The sequence below is a fragment of the Onishia taeanensis genome, assembly GCF_900100755.1.
GTDB classification, from domain to species: domain Bacteria; phylum Pseudomonadota; class Gammaproteobacteria; order Pseudomonadales; family Halomonadaceae; genus Onishia; species Onishia taeanensis.
In genome coordinates this window covers 477640-497758 of the sequence record NZ_FNCI01000002.1, presented here as the reverse complement: position 1 = coordinate 497758, position 20119 = coordinate 477640, and the positions used below count along the sequence as shown (strand labels likewise).

Below are 20119 nucleotides of genomic sequence, written 5' to 3'. Positions count from 1 at the left end.
GCCATCGTAAGAGTCTTGAGGGACAGCAGATTCGGCAAATCCAGAACTTGTCAGATGCGCTCAAAGACACCGGCCTGGTCTGGTACCTCAAAGAAAAGGCACGAGACATCTGGCAGGGCTACCGGGTAAAAGGGGCTCGTGCGGCCTGGCAGGAATGGATTCACATGGCTCGGCTAACTGACGTTCGAGCTTTGGCCTCAGCAGCCAATCAGATCGAAACCAAGCTATTTGGCATTCTGAACGCCATGCGGTTTCGCGCCTCCAATGGCTTGGCGGAAGCTATCAACGGCCAAGTTCGAACCTTGAAAGTCCGAGCCAGAGGATTCCGAAGCAAGGAAAGGTTCAAGCGGGCAATCCTATTTCACTATGGCGGACTGCCAATGGCTCCTAACCCACACTGATAAGTGAAGAGCCTTTTCTATCCAGCTCATTGTTGAAGTAGCTTTCAAAAGTTTTTTCTTCGTACTTTGCATCCATTCATGCGCTCTCATGTGACGGTGTAGGTATGCATAACGCCTCAATAACCGGCGCACATTAGCGCGTCCGGCGCCGAATTAATTTGCCATAGGCTGGCTGCTCAGGCACGCCTCTCTACTCATCACCAAAATTTAACGGGATAGTTTCTGCTACATCCTTTCTTATACTTGCAGAATCTTTTGGGGTTGCATCAATCACCAAAATGTCAGATGCAGGCTCACCAGCAGAGATAAGGTCGGCTCTTGCTCTTCTAATAATTTCAAAGCTTGATTTATTGTCACCGTAATCTATTACGACATATATGCCAAACTCCGTTCTAGACGCATTCTTATAAATCTCAAGTTGCTTTGTGTATCCACTGACAACCTTACCGGACGACCGCTTCATCTCCACTAGAACCCGAGCCACATATCCTTGTGAGAATTTAAAGTCGATGGGGCCTCCCCCCATATTTGCTTCAGGAGATATATCTATATTATTAGCTTTACAAAAACAATCGGCCATTGCATAGTAGATTAATTGAGCAGCCCTTTCCTTTTTGGGTTTTCCTTCCGCCCAAAGCTCTTCCCATAAATTTCCGTTTTCAACATGATGCTTAAACTGCTCAAGAGTCTCTATGACAAATTGTTTTAGATTGGCAGGATCAGCTTCAACTTTATATTTTTCATCAAGCCTATACTTGTCCAAATCTTCTGAAAATATTCTCTTCAGTGCGTAATACCCCAAAGCATCCATGTTTGAGTCATAGCCAGTTGCACTATTTTTCACTGCCTCAAGGAACTCAGCAAAGCTGTTAGCTGATTCTAAAGCGGCATATCTGAGGGCCTCCTTCTTTTCCTTGATTGTGGGTTCAGCAATTCCCCCAAGAAAAACACTGACTCTCTCTCTAATCAATTGGTTTTCCATAACTGCTCGACTGACATCTGACCAATCATTCGCTATCGGAAGATCACGGACAATATCCGTGGGAACAAGAACGATAAAAGAGCTTTTAGAATCAATTTCATACTTGGGAAGATTATACTGACCACCAAAATCTGACATGGGAATATTTTTACTTTCACAGAAACTTTGAGTAATTTCTACCAAATTCTCCATAATTACTCTTGTTGTAAAATCACTTATAGTGTCTGGCCCAACTCCTTCTTCGAAAAACCCCATGAGTGATACCATCTCAGGGTCTTTTGACCCAAGCTCTATGATTTCCTTTGCTGTCCTAATGATTTGATCTCGTATTTCTTCTGGCCTAGAGTTTCCGGATCGATAACTGCCACCAAATCCCAACCCATTTTCGGGGGGTTCTCTGAGGTCTAACAGCTTTTGGGCACCCTTCCATGCAGCATCGCCTTCTTCTTCAGAGATTATTAGTAACCTGATAAATTTCGAGAAGTGATTCTTAAATGTTTCTAGAGAGTTATCGGATATTATTTTATTCGATGATTTCCCGAGGAGAACAGGATCGATAAATAGTTGTGTATCGACATTCAAGAAGGGATCTATTAGTCCATGGGCTTCTAATGCTTGAGGCTCAAGACCAAAGTAACTGGAAAAAAGAATTGGTTCTTGGATTTTTGCCATCTGGATGTACCCTTCTCTTTTCTCTCAGGTTATGTAGGATCAATAACGCCGTGCTCTAGGGCAAACCGAAGCGCAGCGCAGGTTTGTCCCTAGCAGAACTTTGTTATACGTTTTCACTTGTCGAACTCCGACAGCATATGCCCCATCTTCTTAGCTTTTGTCTGTAGATATGGGGCTGAATGCTTCGTTGATTCTATTTCTAGCGGCTCACGCTTAACAGTAATGCCGCCGGATTGCACACCTTCTACTTTTCTAGGATTGTTTGTGAGCAACTGGATTTCAGCGACTTTGAAATATTCAAGAATTTGGTTAACCCTACCGTATTCACGAGGATCTTTCTCTATCCCTAGATAATCATATGCTTCAGATGTATCTAGTCCATGCGTATTACCAAGCTCCATTCCTTTTATCTTATTTAGCAACCCTGCACCTCGTCCGTCGCAAAGCATGTATATTAAGTAGCCACCATCCTTTGAAATCCTTTTCTGGCTTTCACTCAATTGCGCATGACAATCACAATCCAAACTCTTAAATATTTCAGCTGTATAACACGCACTTTGGACTCTCACCTGCGGAACTGATTCATAACCGGGGTTTACGAGGACAAGTATGTTGTCCTCCTCGTGTGCTCCCCAGCAAAAACAATAGAAATCGAATTCTCCAAACTTAGTATTAATTCGTGTTTTCTCGACTTGATATTCACCCATTCCTTTCATTCCTTCGAAGTAGTCTGTGGAGCGGACCTGATGTCCTCTGGATTTGGAACCATTGGGAGCCATGAATAATGAGCGTCTAGCGCAATTTGAGCCACTTTTTCTACCAACAGCTTTCCAGGATCGGGGGATTCTGAATATTCAGCGACTTTATATTTATACTTGTAAAAATTATCTTCTAGTTCGCGCTGTGATGTTCGATAAAGCGCCCATAGCTGCTGTGGCTTTCGGAGCTGTAGCCACGCAGTCGAAAAGGCAACTGCAACTGACAACAGTGTAGGGATGAGCTTTGAAAAAACGAACACTGAACCGTATGTTCCAAATATTTTCGCAATATCTTCACCTAACGTAACAAATACTGGGGCAGCAAGTGCACCTCCCATAGATAACCAAAAACACAACATCGACTCATTTTTGTTGTGAGTAGACTTTTCTTTAAACCCAACAATTATTGTCTTACAAAATTCTTCGGGTGTTTTTGGCTCTTCTTTAATATTTGTCTTCTTTAAGAAATTGGACATCTACTAATATCTCGATTAATGGAGATGTATAACAGTGATAAGACTGTACGCTTGTTTATTGACGTGACCCAGCTGCGGCATGCTTTGCTTCTCGTGATCGCTGAGGGCGTCAAGCACGACGTCGGTGACCTTATTCGGGAGGAGCCCGTGCAGCATCAGGCCTTCGATGTAGCTGCGCGCCTGGGCCATTACCGCTTCGTTGCGTTCGATACGGTCGGCGATTTCGTGGGCGAAATGCAGCTTGTCATCGCCGCTGACCTTGGCGCAGTAGAGGTCGTTGATCCGGTCGATGACCTCGGCCAGGCGCTGCTTCTCGGCGTCGTGGGGCTTGCCAGAGCGAACATCGTTGACCGAGGTAAGGCCGTGGCCCTCCTCGGTCTCTTCCAGGAGCAGGCGTTCCTCCTCACGCTTGATGAGGCGATAGTGGGGCAATTCCAGCCAGCTGACGTACTCCCAGCCGCGGGCTGTCATGTCCTTGGTGATGCCCCACTTGAGCTGAGCTTCCCTGCTGTTCGCCATGTCATCCCCTGCGCGTGGCGTAATTATGCGTAACAGCCTAGCGCCTCAGGGATATAAGGAGAAGTCGACTTAGGCCGTTAAACCTCCAGGGCACGCCGCATCATGGGTGAAGCCTGCCCAAGGCCTGCTCTAATAGCTCCAGAGACTGACGATGCTTGTCAGCCCCCATCTTCTGGATGTTAGCGAGCTTCCAGCGCACGGCAGGCAGCCGTTCGACGCTTGGCAGCGGAAGCAGCGCCCAGTCAGGCGCCCCCTGCTTGAAGGACAAAAGGAAGCGAACGTCTTCATCCGTCATCAGCTGGCCCAGCCGTGTCAGAAGTTCGTGTCGAACGTCCTCCAGCTGCTGCAACGGGATATCAGCCCTGGCCATCCCGACAAACTCCTGTCGGTAGACGTCGTCCAGTGGTTTCAGCCTAGGGTTGATCACTTCGTTCAAGGGCCTCGGGTGCCCCAGCAGATAAACCAGGAAGCCTTCAAATACGCTTCGATCCAGACCGTCCTGGTCCAGCAGCAGCTTTACATCGAAGAGATCTCTGGGGTGCTGGCGATCCAGCGCAGCGCATATCTTGCCGCCATACAGGTCCGGCAGCGACACCACCCGCACCGCAGCGAAGCCGTACTCGTCCTCCACGGCTTCAACGACATCGCGCTCCTGCGGCAGGTGCAGGGTGCCACGCAGTACCGGTGATACCTCTACCTTCACCTGGCTACGCCCTCGGCGTATCAGAATCCTCAGCTCGTCTCGGCGATTGTCCTGAAGCTCGGCGCGCACGCCTGGCAGTCTGGCGCTGAAAGTCTCTGCTAGTCGTTGCAGCGCCTCGCGACAGCGTCGCAGTGCCTCGTCACGGGACTCCAGCGGCAGGTAGGCCAGGTCGATGTCGACCGATAGACGAGGTAATGGCTGCACGAAGAGGTTGATGGCCGTGCCGCCCTTGAGGGCGAAGCACGGCTCGTCATTGAGGAATGGCAGCAGCGAGACCAGCAGACTGACCTGTTCGTGGTAGCGAGCTTCAATCGGCATGCAGGAACGCCTCCGGCACCGTCACGTGATATTCCCTATCCAGCCTGCCGCCCTGGCAGAGCTGCCGCTTACCTTTGCCAAGGTCCAGTCGGCCTGGTTCCAGTCGTCGGTACCAAGCATGCCCAGCGTGGCGAGCCAGCACCAGGAAGGCCCGCTTGGTTCTCACCGAACGGCATCCCTCCAGCAATGCCTGCAGCCGACGCGGACGCAGCGTGTTAAGCCCGCCGAAGGTATCCACCAGCTCACTGCTGAACAGCAGCTGATTCGGCGTCACGGCGATCCACTCCAGGACCGATCGCTCGGGGGTCGATACCTGCAAGCTGAAGGCCCTGCCATCCGGCGCGTAGTCCGTGAAGCTGCCAGGAAGCTGCACCGGCAGGCCCTTTTCTGAGTGGAGCACCATCCGCCCTACCCATTCGGCATCACTCAACCACCGGGGCAGCCGAACGGCCTCCTTTCCATACAGATGCGTTGTGCTCTCCCCCATGGGCAGATAGTGGGCATAGCCATGCAGTGCCAGGGCCGTCTGGCCACCCGGCCAAAGCAGTGGTAAGCCCGTGTCGTCGCTCGTCTGCAGGGCGAAGACAGCGCTCTCCCAGGTAAGAGGCTCCCCCGCTTGGCAGTAGGCGCCGTGCCCCACGCGCTGCAGCCAGCCACTGCTGGCCAGCTTACGCGCCTGATCCGAGGTGACGCCGTGTGATGCCAGCCAGGCGGTCGTAACGACGGCGCCATACGGGATCTTGTGCAGCAGCTGGTTTATTTTCACGTCAAAAAGCGGCCTTAAATTCCGTCTCCCGAGTGAAGAATAAACCACGTTGGTTTATCTTCAAGCACAAAATCGCCATTCAGGGCCGCTTCTACAATAGAATATAAACCGAAAGCTGAGTCTCCAGCCCGGCTTGAGCCCAAATTTAGCGGGAGGAAGCTTGAGGGCAGAAGCCAGGCAGAGAAGGCCACTGCAGGGGACAAAGCGGCCACACATCACGTCAGTCTTGGTAGTGCGTGTACTTCTTTGCACTCCCCTTCACTTGGTCGGCGGGATATTTCTCGGCATTCTTCTCCATCTTCGCCCTGCATGCCGCTTCGATATCCACGTCCAGCTTGCCCGCCAACCGGATCAGATAGAGCTGAACATCGGCAATTTCGTCGCGCACGGCGGCAAGTTGCTGTTCATCCAGCTCCCTGGACTGCACCTCGGTCAGCCACTGGAAGCACTCTTGCAGCTCAGCTGCCTCCACCGTCAGCGCCATGGCCAGGTTCTTGGGCGAGTGGAACTGGTCCCAGTCGCGCTCGGTGGCGAACTGGTCCATGGCGTCGCGGAGCTGCTTGAACGGGTCTGACATTTAGGGCTCACCTGGTTCTGCGGTATCGGATAGCGGTGAGCATGCCTGCTCTACCGCTCTCTATCCAGCCGGTATCGGCATTGGCGACCATCCGCCCGCCTGCTTGCTCACAGCACGGAGAGGAATTCACCGATGACCTTCAGGTCCTCAAGCTCGTCCTCGAGCACGATGTCCTTGTAGCCGAAGGCGTTGGTCTGGGGTTTCAGCACGATGCGCTGGTTCACGAACTCGCCGTACTCCTCGACCTTCTCGCTCTGGTACAGCTTGACCGTGAAGCTGCCGCCATGGTCGGGGTCCTCGATGGCGCGATGCTGCACCACGACGACCTTGCCTTGCCGTGTGCCGCCGGGGTTCGCACGGAACAGGCACCAGGCGCCATTGGGAATGCGCCGGTTCATCGACTCCCCCACCACCCGGCTGACGAACAGATCGGGGCTCGCCCGCATGAAGTCCGGCAGCTCAACCCAGTGTTCGGCTTCGGCGATCTGCATCTCGCTGAACTCGCCGGCGGCGATGCTCAGGTCGTACACGGGCACATGGCGCTCGAACGGCGCGGCCTGGTCACGCGTCACGATGGGGAGGTGCAAGCCATCCAGTGTCTCGGCATCCTCAGACGCGTCCAGTCGCTCGGTCGCTGCTTGAGCTCGAGCAAAGGCCGCGAAGTACTCTCGGGTCTCCGGGTCCGTGGCATAGACGTAACAGCCCTTCTGGCCCCTCGTCATCAGCGTGCGGTAGGTGTTCTTGATGATCTGGTCCGCCAGGGCACGGGCATCCTCGGGCTGCTCCTTGAGCATCTTCTTGTAGCCATGCACCGAACGGTCCTGCCCTGCCCGCTTCCCCGCATCTGTCACCACGCGGCCGTCACGAATCACGAAGTCGTCTCCGATGATGACGCCGACGTAGTCGAACTCGAGCCCCTGGCAGGTATGGATGCAACCTATCTGCTCTGCTGAACCATCGGCGATGGCCCACAGCATGCCGTCGTCATCGAGGTTCCACTGGGCAGCGAAGCCATACTCGGGAAAGATGATGTCCATTGACTGCTTGTTTTTCTTGCTCGCCCAGGGCCAGCAGTAGCCCGCCACCATGCGTGCCTTGTTGGCCTTGCGGTTCTTCTCGAGAATCGCCTGACGCATGGCACTCGGGTCATCGAACACCTGGAAGTCGTAGTCGATGTCCTCCAGGTCGGTATTGGCCGTGGTGCGAATCTGAAGGGCGTGATCGAGCCAGGCCAGATAGCCATCCGAACCGTTGCAGCGAAACTGCGACGCCAGCTCGAGCTCATGGACGTCGGCCCCGCACTCCGCCGCCCGTCGCCTGATCTCCTCGACCGTGCCCACGTCCTTCAGCGTCACGCGCTGCGCTTCGTCGATAAAGAAGATCGAGAAGCGTGATGCGGCGAGCACCTCCTTGATCTGGCTCTCCCCCAGGTTCTGGTACATGCCGGACTTTTCATTCAGGCGGTGCGCCTCGTCCACGATCAGCGCATGGAAGGTATCCGGCTCGGCGTTGACGTAACTGCCCGAGCCCTTGAACAGGTTATCGATGTGGGTCTTCTTGCGCGTGCCGGTCAGTTTCTTCTTGAAGACCTCCCGAGGAGCCGAGTTGCGCGACACGTACTGGGTCATCATCTCGCGCTTCGTCAGCCCCACCAGCAGGTTGATGGCCACCACCGACTTGCCGGTGCCCGGACCGCCCTTGACGATCAGGCACTGCTTGTTGCCGCTGCCTGCGCCATGCGCAAGATCAAGCGCGGTTTCATAGACCAGCTTCTGCTCATCGATCATCAGGAACTCGGCGTTGCCCTGCATCATCGATGCGAGGGCATCCGCCAGGTTCTTGCTCGGCTTGATCACACCGTGCTCGATGCGATACATGATGTTGTTGCTGTCGCCGTACTTGATGTGCTGGCTCAGAAACGCCGAGAGCTTCAAGGCATCCTGCGAGATGAAGACCGGCGCACGGCTTGTGTGGTGCTCGTAGAAGGGATCATTGATGGCGTGCCCCTGCTTCATGTTGTGCAGGTAGGCGCAAGGCACCAGGCGGATTGACTCGGAGCGTACCGTCTCGTTGTAGTCCTCGATCAGCGCGCCATAGGACCACGCCTGATACGACGGATGGTTGGTCTCACGCACGCCGCCGCCCAGCTGGGTGAGCACGATGGCATCCTTCTTCGTCACCTCGACGGACTGCCACTGTTTCAGTTCCACGATGACCGCCGCATCGTCCCGCTGGTGGTTCTTGCCGGTCAGGATGAAGTCCACGCGGCGATTGGTCAGCGGGATGTTGTACTCGATGGCCACTCCCGCCGACGCTGGAATCGCCTCGTCCAGCAACGCACTCATCATGAAGCGCAGGGAGTTCTCCCACGACGTCACCTCACTGCGCGGTGAGTTGCGGTTCAGTCTGCGTGCCACCTCGTTCTCGATGGCGTCGGTGATGACGTTGGCTCGCACATCATCGATGAACTGCTGTTTGGTGGCGTTGTAGACCAACATAACTTAGAGATTTTCCCTTTTCTTATCGATTAATTAGAAACCTTCATTGACCGAGAACACACCTTGATTGCCCAAGGGACACGATACACGGCATACGAGCCCCCGCAGGACGAATGCTCAGCGCTAAAGGTATCTCCCCCACTTCCAGGCTTTCTGATTGAAGGGGAAAACCGGGCCCGCTAAAGTGATTTAGCAATTACGGATATTAACATTGAGTAGATGTCCCACTACCGGAATCTCGACACATGGCAACGTTCATTCCAGCGCTCAACTCAATACAGCGGATGACCCGTGGCGAGCGCCGCTTCGGACGTCGGCTCGACACTCTGCTGGAAGAGGACTATCTCGTCTGGTACGACATCCCGCTGGGACGGCGGCGTCGCTATCCTGACTTCATCATTCTGCACCCAGCTCGGGGCTTGCTGTTTCTCGAGGTCAAAGACTGGAAGATCGATACTATTCGCTCAATCACTCCTGATAGCGCCGTTATCGAGACCCAGGAGGGACGAAAGACAGTCAGCAACCCACTGGTTCAGGCCCGCCAATGCGCTTTTGCCGCAATCGACCAACTGAAGCGTGATCCTCAACTGACCCAGACCGATGAGCGCTACCGAGGCAAGCTTTGCTTTCCATATGGGCACGGTGTGGTCTTTCCCAATATCACTCGTCGGCAATGGAACCAGGCCATTCCCGAAGCAGAGCAAGAAGCCCTGCTGCCTTCGCATCGGGTGATCTGCAAGGACGAGATGCTCACGACAGCCGATCCCGAAGTGTTCCAGGAGCGTCTCTGGAACATGTTCGATTACCAGTTCGGTGAGAAGCTTAGCGTTCCACAGATCGACCGTATTCGATGGCAACTATTCCCGGAAGTACGTATTGATGCGCCCACTCAGGATCTATTCGATGACGATGCTGCAGAGGAGGGAGAGTCAGCCGAGAGTCTCGTGCCCGACATCGTTCGCGTCATGGATTTGCACCAGGAACAGCTGGCCAGAAGCATGGGCGATGGTCATCGGGTCATCCATGGCGTCGCCGGATCCGGTAAGACGCTGGTACTCGGCTATCGATGCCTGCATCTGTCGCGCTCCATCAGCAAGCCGATCCTGGTACTGTGCTTCAACATTACTCTGGCGGCACGTCTGCGCTGCTTCATCGCCGAAAAAGGGCTCTCCGATAAGGTCAAGGTGCACCATTTCCATGAATGGTGCGGACTGCAGTTGAAGACCTACCAAGTCGATCTGCTGCCGGGTAAGCAGCCCACCTGGGAGCGTCAGGTGGAAAGCGTCATCCAGGCCGTCGATCAGTCACACATTCCGCGGGCGCAGTACGGTGCGGTAATGATTGACGAAGGCCATGATTTCGAACAGGCCTGGCTCAAGTTGGTGGTGCAGATGATTGATCCGGATACCAACTCGCTGCTGCTGCTCTACGACGATGCCCAATCTATTTATAAGAAGGGCTCGCTCAAATTTCCTCTCTCCTCGGCCGGAGTTCAAGCGCGTGGTCGTACCACCATTCTCAAGCTTAACTACCGCAATACCCGGGAAATCCTGACATTTGCCTACGACTTCGCACGGGATTTTCTGGAAGCCCAAGATGCTGACGAGGACCATATCCCGCTGATCGCCCCTGAAGTCGCCGGAGTAAGTGGCCCCAAGCCGGCCTTTCGCGACTTCAGCAGCGCCCAGAAGGAAGCGAACTATCTAGTCCGCTGCATAGAGATATGGCGCAACCAGGGTACCGAGTTGAACAGCATTGCAGTGGTATATACGAGTAATGCTCAGGGGCGATTCTTCCACAAAGCCTTTCAAGAGGCAGACATCCCCAGCCGCTGCCTACAGCAATCCGCCGACAAACACCGTTACGACCCAAACATAGATGAAGTAGTGCTCCTTAGCCGTCAAAGCAGCAAAGGGCTGGAATTCGACACCGTGCTGTTGAGTGGACTCGGAGCGTTGAGTAACGATGAAGAGAGGCTTGCCCAAGAAGCACGCCTACTTTATGTCGGCATGACGCGCGCACGACGTCGCCTACTGATCACGAGTTGTAAGACAAACTGGTACACCCAGCGGCTGACGGAGCTAGCCTCGGCCTGACAACGATAACCGCAAAGGCATCATTCATCAGGCGAATCATTAAAGCGGTAGGATACAGCCCAAAAGCGCCGTAGACATAATGTGGACAGTACAGGGGAGTACAGATGAAAAACCGGAGAGGGAAACGCTTAAGCTGCTGATTTTTGGTGGGCCCAGTCAGACTCGAACTGACGACCAAGGGATTATGAGTCCCCTGCTCTAACCAACTGAGCTATAGGCCCTTATCAACGCGGGCATATGATAGCGAATGCCGAGAGGCAAGGCCATAGCTGCGGGCCTTGCAACGGACCGTTGGCTTAGAAGAGGATGCATAGGCCCGACCTCCCCTGGCCACTAGAAGAGACCCCATGTTCCTATTGATCGGCTTTGCAGTGCTTTCCATCGGCATCTCCTTCCTCTGCTCGTTGCTCGAGGCGGCGCTGCTCTCCATGACCCCGAGCTACGTGGCCCAGCTTCGCGAGACGAATCCCAAGCTGCACGAGCGGCTCAACCGTCTGAAGCGGAACATCGACCAGCCGCTGGCCGCTATCCTCACCCTGAACACCATCGCCCATACGGTGGGCGCCACCGGTGTCGGCGCTCAGGTCACGGTGGTGTTCGGTGAGACCTGGCTAGGGGTTGCCTCGGCAGTGATGACACTGTTGATCCTGTTCGTCTCCGAGATCATCCCCAAGACCATCGGCGCCACTTATTGGCGGCAACTCGCCGGCATGCTGGCCACCACGCTCGACGCGATGATCTGGTGCCTCAGGCCATTCATCTGGATGTCCGAGCAGATCACCAAGCGAATCGGCAAGGACGCCGCGGATACCGATATGCGCGGCGAGATCAAGGCACTGGCCCAGATCGGTCAGGAGGAGAAGGCGCTAGATCCAGATGAGACGCGCGTCATCACCAACATCCTCAACCTGCACGATATCCAGGTGAAGGGCGTAATGACGCCGCGCACCGTGTCGGTGACGGTGATGCCAGGCATGACGGTAAGAGAGTTTGACGATCAACTCGGCCGCTCGCCCTTCACGCGCTTCCCGGTGATGGATGGCGGCGAGCAGGCGCTGGGCTACATCCACAAGGCCGATACCTACCATACCGACGACGATGCCGATCTCAAGACGCTGATGCACTCGGTGCAGACCATTCAGGCCGAGGACAACGTAGAGCAGGTGTTCACCATGATGGTATTGGGCCGTCAGCACCTGTGCGTAGTTTACGACGACCTCGGCACCTGGGTCGGTCTCATCACCCTGGAAGACATCATCGAAACGATCCTGGGCCAGGACATCGTCGACGAGACCGACAACGTGGCCAACCTACGCAAGTACGCCCGCCAGCGTTGGACCAAGCAGCTCAAGAGGCAGGAGACGCGCTAATCTCCAATATCGTGTAGGGCGCTTCGCAGGCGTGGCGCTCGTCCCGCTCGTCGACGCTGCCCAGTTCCAGGTTGCGGTCGTTGTCGTAGGCGACGAACAGGCGGTCGTGGTCCAGCACGGCCAGGCCTTCGGCCTTGTGCTCGAACTCCAGCGGCTGGCCTTCTGGGTTGGTTACCAGCTCGGGCGCGCGGCGGGCGCGGAAGTCCTCGAGGCTCATCTGCCACAGATAGCCGCCGATATACTCTTCGCCATCCACTTCGTTCTCGAAGCTGGTCAGCAGGTAGAGCCTGGCATGGTAGGGGTCGTACTCGAGGCTCGAGAGGCCACACTCGAAGCGCACGCCATCGACGCTGTCCGGGTCGAAGGCGTAGAACTCGCGCATCTCGTCGAGGAACTCGAGGTTGCCGTTCGCGGTGATCTGATAATGGGCGCCGATCACCCGGCTGACATACTCGAAGTCATCGTGGGCCTGGCCCTGCTCGCGCACGCCGAACAGCAGCAGGCCGTCGCCGCGCTCGCCGGGAATCGCGGCGAGTCCCTCGATCTTGTAGTACGGAAAGCCGATGGCGCCGTTGAGCTTGCCGCGCAGCTCAAGCGAACCCTCGACGCCGTCGCGGGGATCCGGGTCGACCACCTGCACGTCGTCGGGTTTACCGAGCGGCCAGATCAGCAGGTGGTTGTAGTCGTTGAGTGCGTTGCTGTCGGCATCCAGGCGATCGAAGCCGGTGGTAGCCAGCACATGGCGGCCGTCGGCGCTCAGGGCGAAGTCTTCGTACTTCACCGCCTGCTTGATCAGTGGCTGGGTGTAGTAGGCAAGCTTGCTGTCATCCGGTCCGGCATCGGTCATCGGCAGCGCGAAGCAGGCCGAGCGCTCCTCGCCGGGAATCGGCTTGTCGCTCGCCATCAGCAGCCGTTCGCCGTCGAAGGCGACCGCCGAGACTTCGGCATTGACCAGCTCGCCCTTGGCATCGCGCAGGCCGGCGGGGAAGCAATGAATGGTGCCTTGTTGCAGGATACTGGCTCGGGTCATCGCGATGTCCTTTGCAGTGGATTACTCTCAATACCACCACGCTAACACGCCTGCCGGGAGACACCGCCAGTGTTCACACGAGCTTCACATTCCCGCCGCCGCAGGCCGATGGCGGCCACAAGAGCCCTTTCACTGCTCGCCGCTGTCGCTCTGGTCGCGCTGCCCGCCCAGGCGGCCTGGCAGTTGGACCCCGCCCGCTCGGCCATTGATGCCACGGTGATCGAAATCACGCCCTCGGGCCCGGTGCCGCATCAACACTGGGTGCGCGAGCTCTCGGGCAACATCAGTGAAGATGGCACCCTGCGCCTGCCGCTGCGCCTCAGCCAGACCGATCTTCCGGCTCGATTGGGCGGCCTGCCGGTGTGGCTCAAGGGCATGGCCGACCTGCCTCTGGCCACCCTGGTAACCCGTCTGCCGCCAGAGCGGCTGAACGGCCTGGCAGTGGGCGACTCTCTCACCGAGACGCTGACCTTCCGGGTCGACGCCGAGGGCGTGGATCAGCAGGAGCCCATGGCGCTGCGGTTCACCCGCGAGAGCGAATCCCGCATCCGGATCGCCAACGCCGAGCGGGTAGCGGTGGATGGCCGCGAGCTGATGGCCAACCCGACCCTGCGCACCGTCCTCTTGCTGCTCGGCTATGAGCAGATCGGCGACGAGGTGCCGATGAACCTGGATGCCATGCTGATCGATCGCTGAGCCGCTTAACTTTCTCACGATTGCCCGCGCTTACTCACGCTTCCGCGCCCCTCCTCTCTCTTACGCGCCCGCCCTTTTCCATTTTCACCCTCCCCCGACTGCCGCTGACGCCATTGGCGCGTTGGCGCGTTGGCGCGTTGGCGCGTTGGCGCGTTGGCGCGTTGGCGCGTTGGCGCGTTGGCGCGTTGGCGCGTTGGCGCGTTGGCGCGTTGGCATAGCATTTATGATTGATAATGCAAATAAGAAGGATTATTGTTTACAAAAAAGACTGTGGCCACACAGCACGAGGCTCATGAGAAGCCACCCCCAGGATCAATCAAGGAACTGTTTTCGACATGTCTTTCGCTATGCCACATCCCCGACCGCCCTTCGCCCGCGCCATCCTGCCGCTGATGATCTGCGCTGCCATGCCGAACATGGCATTCGCTCAGGCCGCTACCAGCAGCCAGCAAGCCAATAATGAGCTCGATACTGTCGTGGTGACCGCTACCCGCAACAAGAGCCAGGCCGGCGAGACGCCCCAGAAAGTCACCATCATCACCCGCGAGCAGATCGAGCAGCAGCTGGCGATTACCCAGGATCCGGGGCAGGTGCTCAGCAACCTGATTCCCTCCTACTCGCCCAGCCGCCAGAAAATGTCCAACGCCGGCGAGACCTTCCGCGGCCGTTCGGCACTGTTCATGATCGATGGCGTGCCGCAGTCCAACCCGCTACGCGATAGCAGCCGGGACAGCTATACCATCGATCTTTCCATGGTCGAGCGCATCGAGGTGATTCATGGCGCCAGCGCCGAACATGGCCTGGGCGCCACCGGCGGGATCATCAACTATGTGACCAAGCGCGCAGAGCCGGGTGAGCTGAATCAGCATGTCGGCGTAAGCCTCACCAGCGATGATGACGTCAGTTCCGATGGCCTGGGCCACAAGCTGGACTATCAGGTCAGTGGCCAGCACGGCGACTGGGATTTCCTGGGCGGCGTGACCCAGCAGCAGCGGGGCGTTTTCTACGATGGCAACGACCAGCCCGTCGGCACGGCCTACCCGGGGGAAATCCAGAACTCCAAGAGCTATGACGTCTTCGGCAAGCTCGGCTACTGGATCGATGACGACCAGAACGTCGAACTCTCCGTCAATCACTTCGAGCTCGAAGGCGAAGGCGACTATGTGCCGGTCGCCGGGGACCGTGAAAACGGCGTAGCCACCACCGCGGAAAAAGGCGACCCGGATGGTGAGCCGGGTTACAACAAGGTCACCACCGCCCGGCTGTCCTACTCGAACAGTAACTGGCTGGGCAACGAGCTGGATGCCCAGGTCTATACGCAACGCTTCCGCGCCCAGTTCGGCACCACGCCCTACTTCCCCTATGAGGACGCGGCCGGAAACACCCTGTACGACCAGACCCGCAACGAATCCGACAAGATCGGCGCCCAGATCACCCTGAACCGTCGCGGCCTCTTCAACGACTACCTCGACGTCACCACCGGCGTCGATATCCTGCAAGACGAGACCAGCCAGGTGTTGGTCGAAACTGGCCGTACTTATGTTCCCGAGAGCCAGTTCCGCAATTACGCGGCCTTCCTGCAGGGGGATCTCCACCTCACCGATCGCCTAACCGTGCAAGGCGGCGTGCGCCACGAACTGGCCACCCTGGACGTCGATAGCTACCAGACCATCGATCGCAGCAACGTTACCCAGGACAATGTCAGCGTCGACGGCGGCAGCCCGGATTTTGATGAGACGCTGTTCAATGCCGGGCTGGTCTATCAGGCCACCTCCTGGGCCCAGCTGTATGCCAACTACTCGGAAGGCTTCGGCATGCCGGACGTCGGCCGGGTACTGCGCGGCATCGATACCAGCGGTCAGGACGTCGACAGCCTGCTGACGCTGCAGCCCATCGTCACCGATAACCGCGAGATCGGCGCCCGCTTCGACTGGGATCGCTACGGCCTCGAAGTGAGCTACTACGAGTCGAACTCCGACTATGGCGAGCGCCTCACCGAGGAGAACGGCACCTGGGTCGGCAACCGCGAGAAGACCGAGATTCAAGGTATCGAAATCACCGGCGAGGCACAGGTCAGCGATGCCCACCAGCTGCGGCTCTCCTACACCCACGCCGAGGGTGAATCCGACACCGACGGCGACGGCAGCGTCGACACCGACCTGACCGGCATCAACATCGCCCCGGATACCCTGAAGCTTGGCTGGAGCGCGGCCTGGAACGACAAGCTCTCCTCGCACCTGCAATACAGCCACTTCTTCGATCGCAGCGTCGACGACCCGGAACTCGAATTCGACGGCTACGGCCTGCTCGATGCCTCCATGGCGTATCGCCTGCCGGTGGGCCGCGCCAGCCTGGGCATTGAGAACGTCACCGACGAGGACTACTTCACCTACTATTCCCAAGCCGCCCGCGTCAGCGACGACTACTACTTCAAGGGCCGCGGTCGCACGCTGACCCTGGGCTACCAGGTCGATTTCTAAGGCCAAACGACCGCACGGCCTAACGGCCAGACAGATGGTCTAGCGACAAAGCGGCGCCCTTTCGGCGCCGCTTTGCCGTGACCTGTCGGCGAGATAGGCGTTACGTCGACAGCTTTTTACACCCAGTTCTCATTTGATAACGCTTTGCATTTATTTTTGCATCGTGACATCATTTTCCCCTTCTTTACCTCACGCAGTGGCCTCCTGCTATTGGCCGCATACCCCTGTTTTCCATGACGTTCCACGACGCGAATGACCATGCCGAATGCTTCAGCTCACGGCGGGAAGGTGCTGTTCAGTGTGCTGCTGGGGACCTTTACCGTCAGCCTCAATAACAGCGCCCTGAACCTGGCCGTGGCCGAGCTGATGGCGACCTTCGATGCCCGCGCCACCCAGGTGAGCTGGGTGGTGACGCTGTTCATGATCGCCATGGGCATGACCATGCCCCTGACCGGCTATCTGGCCGATCGCGTCGGTCGCAAGCGCATCTATCTGCTGGGGCTGTGGGGTTTTCTGGCAGGCTCGGCGCTCGGTGCCATGGCCCCGAGCCTGGCCATCATCATCGTCGCACGTGGGCTCCAGGGTGTAGCGGCGGGCCTGATGATTCCGCTTTCCCTGTCGCTGATCTTCTCCGCCTATCCAAGCGATCAGCGAGGCCGGGCCAGCGGCATCTGGGGCTTCGCGGTGATGATCGCCCCGGCCATCGGCCCAAGCGTCGGCGGCCTGTTGCTCGAGATCAGCCACTGGCGGGTGCTGTTCCTGATGAACATGCCGTTCGCGGTGCTGGGGCTTGCCTGCGGCTATCGCTATCTCATGGCGGAACCCGCCAACCATCGGCGCCGCTTCGACCTGCCCGGCTTCGTACTGATCACCATCGGGATGGGTGCGGTGCTGTTCTCGCTCAGCCGAGTGGAAACGCCCACGGACCTGCTCCACGCCGCGTCTCTGCTGCCACTTGCCGGCGGGCTTTTGGCACTGGCGGCCTTCGTGCGCGTCGAGCGAGGTGCCGAGGCGCCCCTGCTCGATCTCGGCCTGTTTGCCCATCGCGGCTACCGGCTCAGCGTCGCTCTGGCCTGTTTGCAGGCGGTCATCCTGTTCGGCTGCATCCTGCTGATACCGCTGTGGATGCAGAATGCGCTCGGTTTCGGCCCGCTGGAAACAGGCCTGGTGTTCTTGGCCACGGCAGTTGCCGCCGCCTGCTGCTCGCCGATAGCGGGACGCTTGATCGACCGCTACCCGCCCCAGTGGTGCATCGGGGCCGGGCTCATGGTCACCATGGCCAGCCTGGCGGGGCTCGCCACCCTGACCGAGGCCACCCCGGTATGGATGATCGCGGCCTGGATGGGCCTGCGAGGCCTGGGCCTGGGCTGCGCCTATCTGCCCTCCACCACGGTAGGCATCAAGGAGCTGCCCGAGCAGCATGTCGCCCAGGCCTCGGCCATGAACAACATGGCCAGGCGCCTGGTCTCCTCGCTGGGAATCGTAGCGCTTTCCCTCTACTACGACATGGCCGTCAAGGCCGCGCTGGAACAGGGGCTTTCTTATGGCGAGGCGAGCGCCACCGCGCTCCATCATGCCTTCCTCGCCCTGGCGGCCATCGCCGTGCTCTGCCTGCCACTGGCCTGGCGTCTCGGTCGCGCCTCGCGGGATGCGGCATCAACAACCGCCACGGAACCAGTACCCCCACCACTACAGACCGCATCCCCCAGGAGGCCGCAATGAAGACTCGTGCCCGGACCCGATGCCGCTGGCTTGCGGCGCTACTGGCCTTTGCCACGGCGTTGGCCGTCAGCGAGAGCGCTGCCGGCGACGGGCGCAGCCTGGCCAATGCGTTCGGCGACACTCAGCTCCCCGCCGATGCGCAACGTGTGGTCACCCTTTATCAGGGCGCCACCGATAGCGCGGTGGCACTGGGTATCACGCCGGTCGGTGTCGTCGACTCCTGGCTCGAAAAGCCCATGTACCGCTATCTGCGTGAGGCACTCTCAGGCGTAGAGCACGTCGGCCTGGAGACCCAGCCCAACCTGGAGAAGATCGCCTGGCTGGACCCGGACCTGATCGTCGCCACACACTTTCGCCATGAGCGGGTTCGGCCACTCCTCGAGAAGATCGCCCCGACCGTCGCCACCGAGAGCGTCTTCGACTTCAAGGAAAGCCTGATGCTAGTGGCCAAGGCCACCGGCCGAGAGTCCAAGGCGCGTGCCCTGCTCGAGGACTGGGACGCGCGGGTGACGGACTTTCGCCGGCAAATCGCCGCGGCGCTAGGCGATGCCTGGCCCCAAAAAGCCGCCGTGGTGCGCTTCAAGAGCGACCATGTGCGTATCTACTCCACCGGATTCGCCGGGTCCATTCTGGATGAGCTGGGCTTCGAGCAGCCCTCCTCGGTACAGGACCAGGGCTGGGGCATGAAGCTGACCAGCGAGGAAAACATCCCGGTCATGAATGCCGACGTGATCTTCGTGCTCCTGGAGCCGGACGACCCGGCGATTGCCGAGAACTACCGGCACTGGCGCTCCCACCCGCTCTGGCAGCGACTCGACGCCGTGCAGCACGGCCGGATCTACGAGGTGGACCCGGTCGACTGGATCATGGGCGGCGGCATCCTGGCCGCCAATGCCATGCTGGATGACCTCTACGCCCACTATGGGCTCGAGCCGAGCTCCGGCGATACGCAGGCAATCCCCGCTTCACCGACATCGGCACAGACGACCCCAGCCAGGGCCTGCACCGGCAACGCTGATGCGGCGGCCCTTTCCCCGACCGAGGCACCCGCCGCATGCTGACCAGCCGTTTTTCACGCAGCGCCGGCCTGCTGCTGGGCCTCGCGGTGGTCGCAGCGGCCTTTGCCGCCAGCCTCATGCTGGGCAGCACCGACATCGCCCCTTCGACCTTCCTGGGGGCACTGCTGCATTACGATCCCTCCCAGGTCGCGCACATCATCATCCTGAGGGAGAGACTGCCGCGGGCGGTGATCGCCGCGTTGGTCGGTGCGAGCCTAGCCATCGCCGGAGCCCTGATGCAGACCATGACCCGCAACCCCTTGGCCTCACCGAGCCTTCTGGGCATCAACGCCGGCGCCATGTTCTTCGTGGTGGTCGCGATCTCGCTGCTGCCTCTGCATACGCCGGGTCAATATATCTGGGCGGCTCTGCTGGGCGCGCTGGTGGCGGCAGGGCTGGTGGTGGCGCTGAGTCGCGGTCGCCAGGGTGAACTATCGCCGCTGCGAGTGGTGCTCGCCGGCGTGGCCATCACCGCCATGTTCGTGTCATTTAGCCAGGGCCTGCTGATCATCGACCAACAGAGCTTCGAGAGCGTGCTCTACTGGCTGGCCGGCTCCGTGTCGGGGCGCGAGCTGTCGCTGGTAGTGCCGCTGCTGCCGTTCTTTGCCATCGCCCTGGTGCTGTGCGCGCTGCTGGTGCGCCACGCCAATGCCCTGATGCTCGGCGATGACATGGTCAAGGGCCTGGGCATGCGCGCCGGCACCATCAAGCTGCTGCTTGGCCTGGCGGTGATCCTGCTCGCCGGCAGTTCGGTGGCGCTTGCCGGCATGATCGGCTTCGTCGGGCTGATCGTGCCGCACATGGCGCGGGGCCTCTTCGGCGTCGACCACCGCTGGCTGCTGCCGGCCTCGGCCCTGCTGGGGGCAAGCCTGTTGCTGCTGGCCGATGTGGCCTCGCGCTTTCTGATGGCGCCGCAGGATGTGCCGGTGGGCGTGATGACCGCCCTGATCGGCACGCCCTTCTTCATCTATCTGGCACGCAGGAAACAGGCCTGACC

Annotated in this window: 17 protein-coding genes and 1 tRNA gene; 8 read left to right on the top strand and 10 right to left on the bottom strand. The window is 58.5% G+C overall.

Annotated features, from left to right (window positions below):
* The coding region (locus BLR71_RS04680) for a transposase (protein WP_139172536.1) at positions 1-401 on the top strand (401 nt) is incomplete at its 5' end.
* A gap of 190 nt (positions 402-591) precedes the next feature.
* On the opposite strand, the gene BLR71_RS04675 is transcribed toward BLR71_RS04680, so the two are convergent.
* From BLR71_RS04675 to BLR71_RS04640, 8 genes are all read right to left on the bottom strand, one after another.
* On the bottom strand, positions 592-2055 hold the full coding sequence (locus BLR71_RS04675) for a hypothetical protein (protein WP_092523553.1): 1464 nt from the start codon (positions 2053-2055) through the stop codon (positions 592-594).
* A gap of 113 nt (positions 2056-2168) precedes the next feature.
* On the bottom strand, positions 2169-2762 hold the full coding sequence (ribA, locus tag BLR71_RS04670) for a GTP cyclohydrolase II RibA (RefSeq protein WP_175491608.1): 594 nt from the start codon (positions 2760-2762) through the stop codon (positions 2169-2171).
* Positions 2763-2767: 5 nt separating this feature from the next.
* The gene (locus BLR71_RS04665; protein WP_092523551.1) at positions 2768-3289 is read right to left on the bottom strand and encodes a DUF4231 domain-containing protein; all 522 of its coding nucleotides are present in this window, start codon (positions 3287-3289) and stop codon (positions 2768-2770) included.
* Between the two features lie 15 nt (positions 3290-3304).
* A complete protein-coding gene (locus BLR71_RS04660; RefSeq protein ID WP_092523550.1) occupies positions 3305-3808 on the bottom strand; it encodes a hypothetical protein in 504 nt (167 codons plus the stop codon).
* A 100-nt stretch (positions 3809-3908) separates the two neighbouring features.
* A complete protein-coding gene (locus tag BLR71_RS04655; protein ID WP_092523549.1) occupies positions 3909-4829 on the bottom strand; it encodes a nucleotidyl transferase AbiEii/AbiGii toxin family protein in 921 nt (306 codons plus the stop codon).
* A complete protein-coding gene (locus tag BLR71_RS04650) occupies positions 4819-5595 on the bottom strand; it encodes a type IV toxin-antitoxin system AbiEi family antitoxin domain-containing protein (protein WP_092523548.1) in 777 nt (258 codons plus the stop codon). The genes BLR71_RS04655 and BLR71_RS04650 overlap by 11 nt, the downstream gene beginning before the upstream one ends.
* Before the next feature lie 220 nt (positions 5596-5815).
* Complete coding sequence (locus BLR71_RS04645) at positions 5816-6172, bottom strand: nucleotide pyrophosphohydrolase (protein ID WP_092523547.1); 357 nt, start codon at positions 6170-6172, stop codon at positions 5816-5818.
* A gap of 107 nt (positions 6173-6279) precedes the next feature.
* Positions 6280-8670 carry a DNA/RNA helicase domain-containing protein gene (locus BLR71_RS04640; RefSeq protein WP_092523546.1) on the bottom strand — a complete coding sequence of 797 codons (2391 nt, stop codon included), beginning with the start codon at positions 8668-8670 and terminating at the stop codon, positions 6280-6282.
* A gap of 245 nt (positions 8671-8915) precedes the next feature.
* On the opposite strand from BLR71_RS04640, the gene BLR71_RS04635 reads away from it, so the two are divergent.
* Positions 8916-10766 carry a 3'-5' exonuclease gene (locus tag BLR71_RS04635; RefSeq protein ID WP_092523545.1) on the top strand — a complete coding sequence of 617 codons (1851 nt, stop codon included), beginning with the start codon at positions 8916-8918 and terminating at the stop codon, positions 10764-10766.
* A gap of 144 nt (positions 10767-10910) precedes the next feature.
* On the opposite strand, the gene BLR71_RS04630 is transcribed toward BLR71_RS04635, so the two are convergent.
* A tRNA-Ile gene (locus tag BLR71_RS04630) sits at positions 10911-10987 on the bottom strand.
* A gap of 126 nt (positions 10988-11113) precedes the next feature.
* Here BLR71_RS04630 and BLR71_RS04625 point away from each other — a divergent pair.
* The gene (locus BLR71_RS04625; protein ID WP_092523544.1) at positions 11114-12136 is read left to right on the top strand and encodes a CNNM domain-containing protein; all 1023 of its coding nucleotides are present in this window, start codon (positions 11114-11116) and stop codon (positions 12134-12136) included.
* Here BLR71_RS04625 and BLR71_RS04620 read toward each other — a convergent pair.
* The gene (locus BLR71_RS04620) at positions 12114-13166 is read right to left on the bottom strand and encodes a hypothetical protein (protein WP_092523543.1); all 1053 of its coding nucleotides are present in this window, start codon (positions 13164-13166) and stop codon (positions 12114-12116) included. The genes BLR71_RS04625 and BLR71_RS04620 overlap by 23 nt on opposite strands.
* A gap of 108 nt (positions 13167-13274) precedes the next feature.
* On the opposite strand from BLR71_RS04620, the gene BLR71_RS04615 reads away from it, so the two are divergent.
* From BLR71_RS04615 to BLR71_RS04595, 5 genes are all read left to right on the top strand, one after another.
* The gene (locus tag BLR71_RS04615; protein ID WP_092523542.1) at positions 13275-13862 is read left to right on the top strand and encodes a hypothetical protein; all 588 of its coding nucleotides are present in this window, start codon (positions 13275-13277) and stop codon (positions 13860-13862) included.
* A 407-nt stretch (positions 13863-14269) separates the two neighbouring features.
* Positions 14270-16342 (top strand): TonB-dependent receptor, encoded by a 2073-nt coding sequence (locus BLR71_RS04610; protein WP_422730755.1) that lies wholly within the window; start codon positions 14270-14272, stop codon positions 16340-16342.
* A 258-nt stretch (positions 16343-16600) separates the two neighbouring features.
* A complete protein-coding gene (locus BLR71_RS04605; RefSeq protein ID WP_092523597.1) occupies positions 16601-18064 on the top strand; it encodes an MDR family MFS transporter in 1464 nt (487 codons plus the stop codon).
* Complete coding sequence (locus BLR71_RS04600; protein WP_092523541.1) at positions 18061-19125, top strand: ABC transporter substrate-binding protein; 1065 nt, start codon at positions 18061-18063, stop codon at positions 19123-19125. Before BLR71_RS04605 ends, BLR71_RS04600 begins: the two co-directional genes overlap by 4 nt.
* Positions 19119-20117, top strand: a complete 999-nt coding sequence (locus BLR71_RS04595; RefSeq protein ID WP_092523540.1) for a FecCD family ABC transporter permease — start codon at positions 19119-19121, stop codon at positions 20115-20117. The genes BLR71_RS04600 and BLR71_RS04595 overlap by 7 nt, the downstream gene beginning before the upstream one ends.
* Positions 20118-20119: the final 2 nt, after the last annotated feature.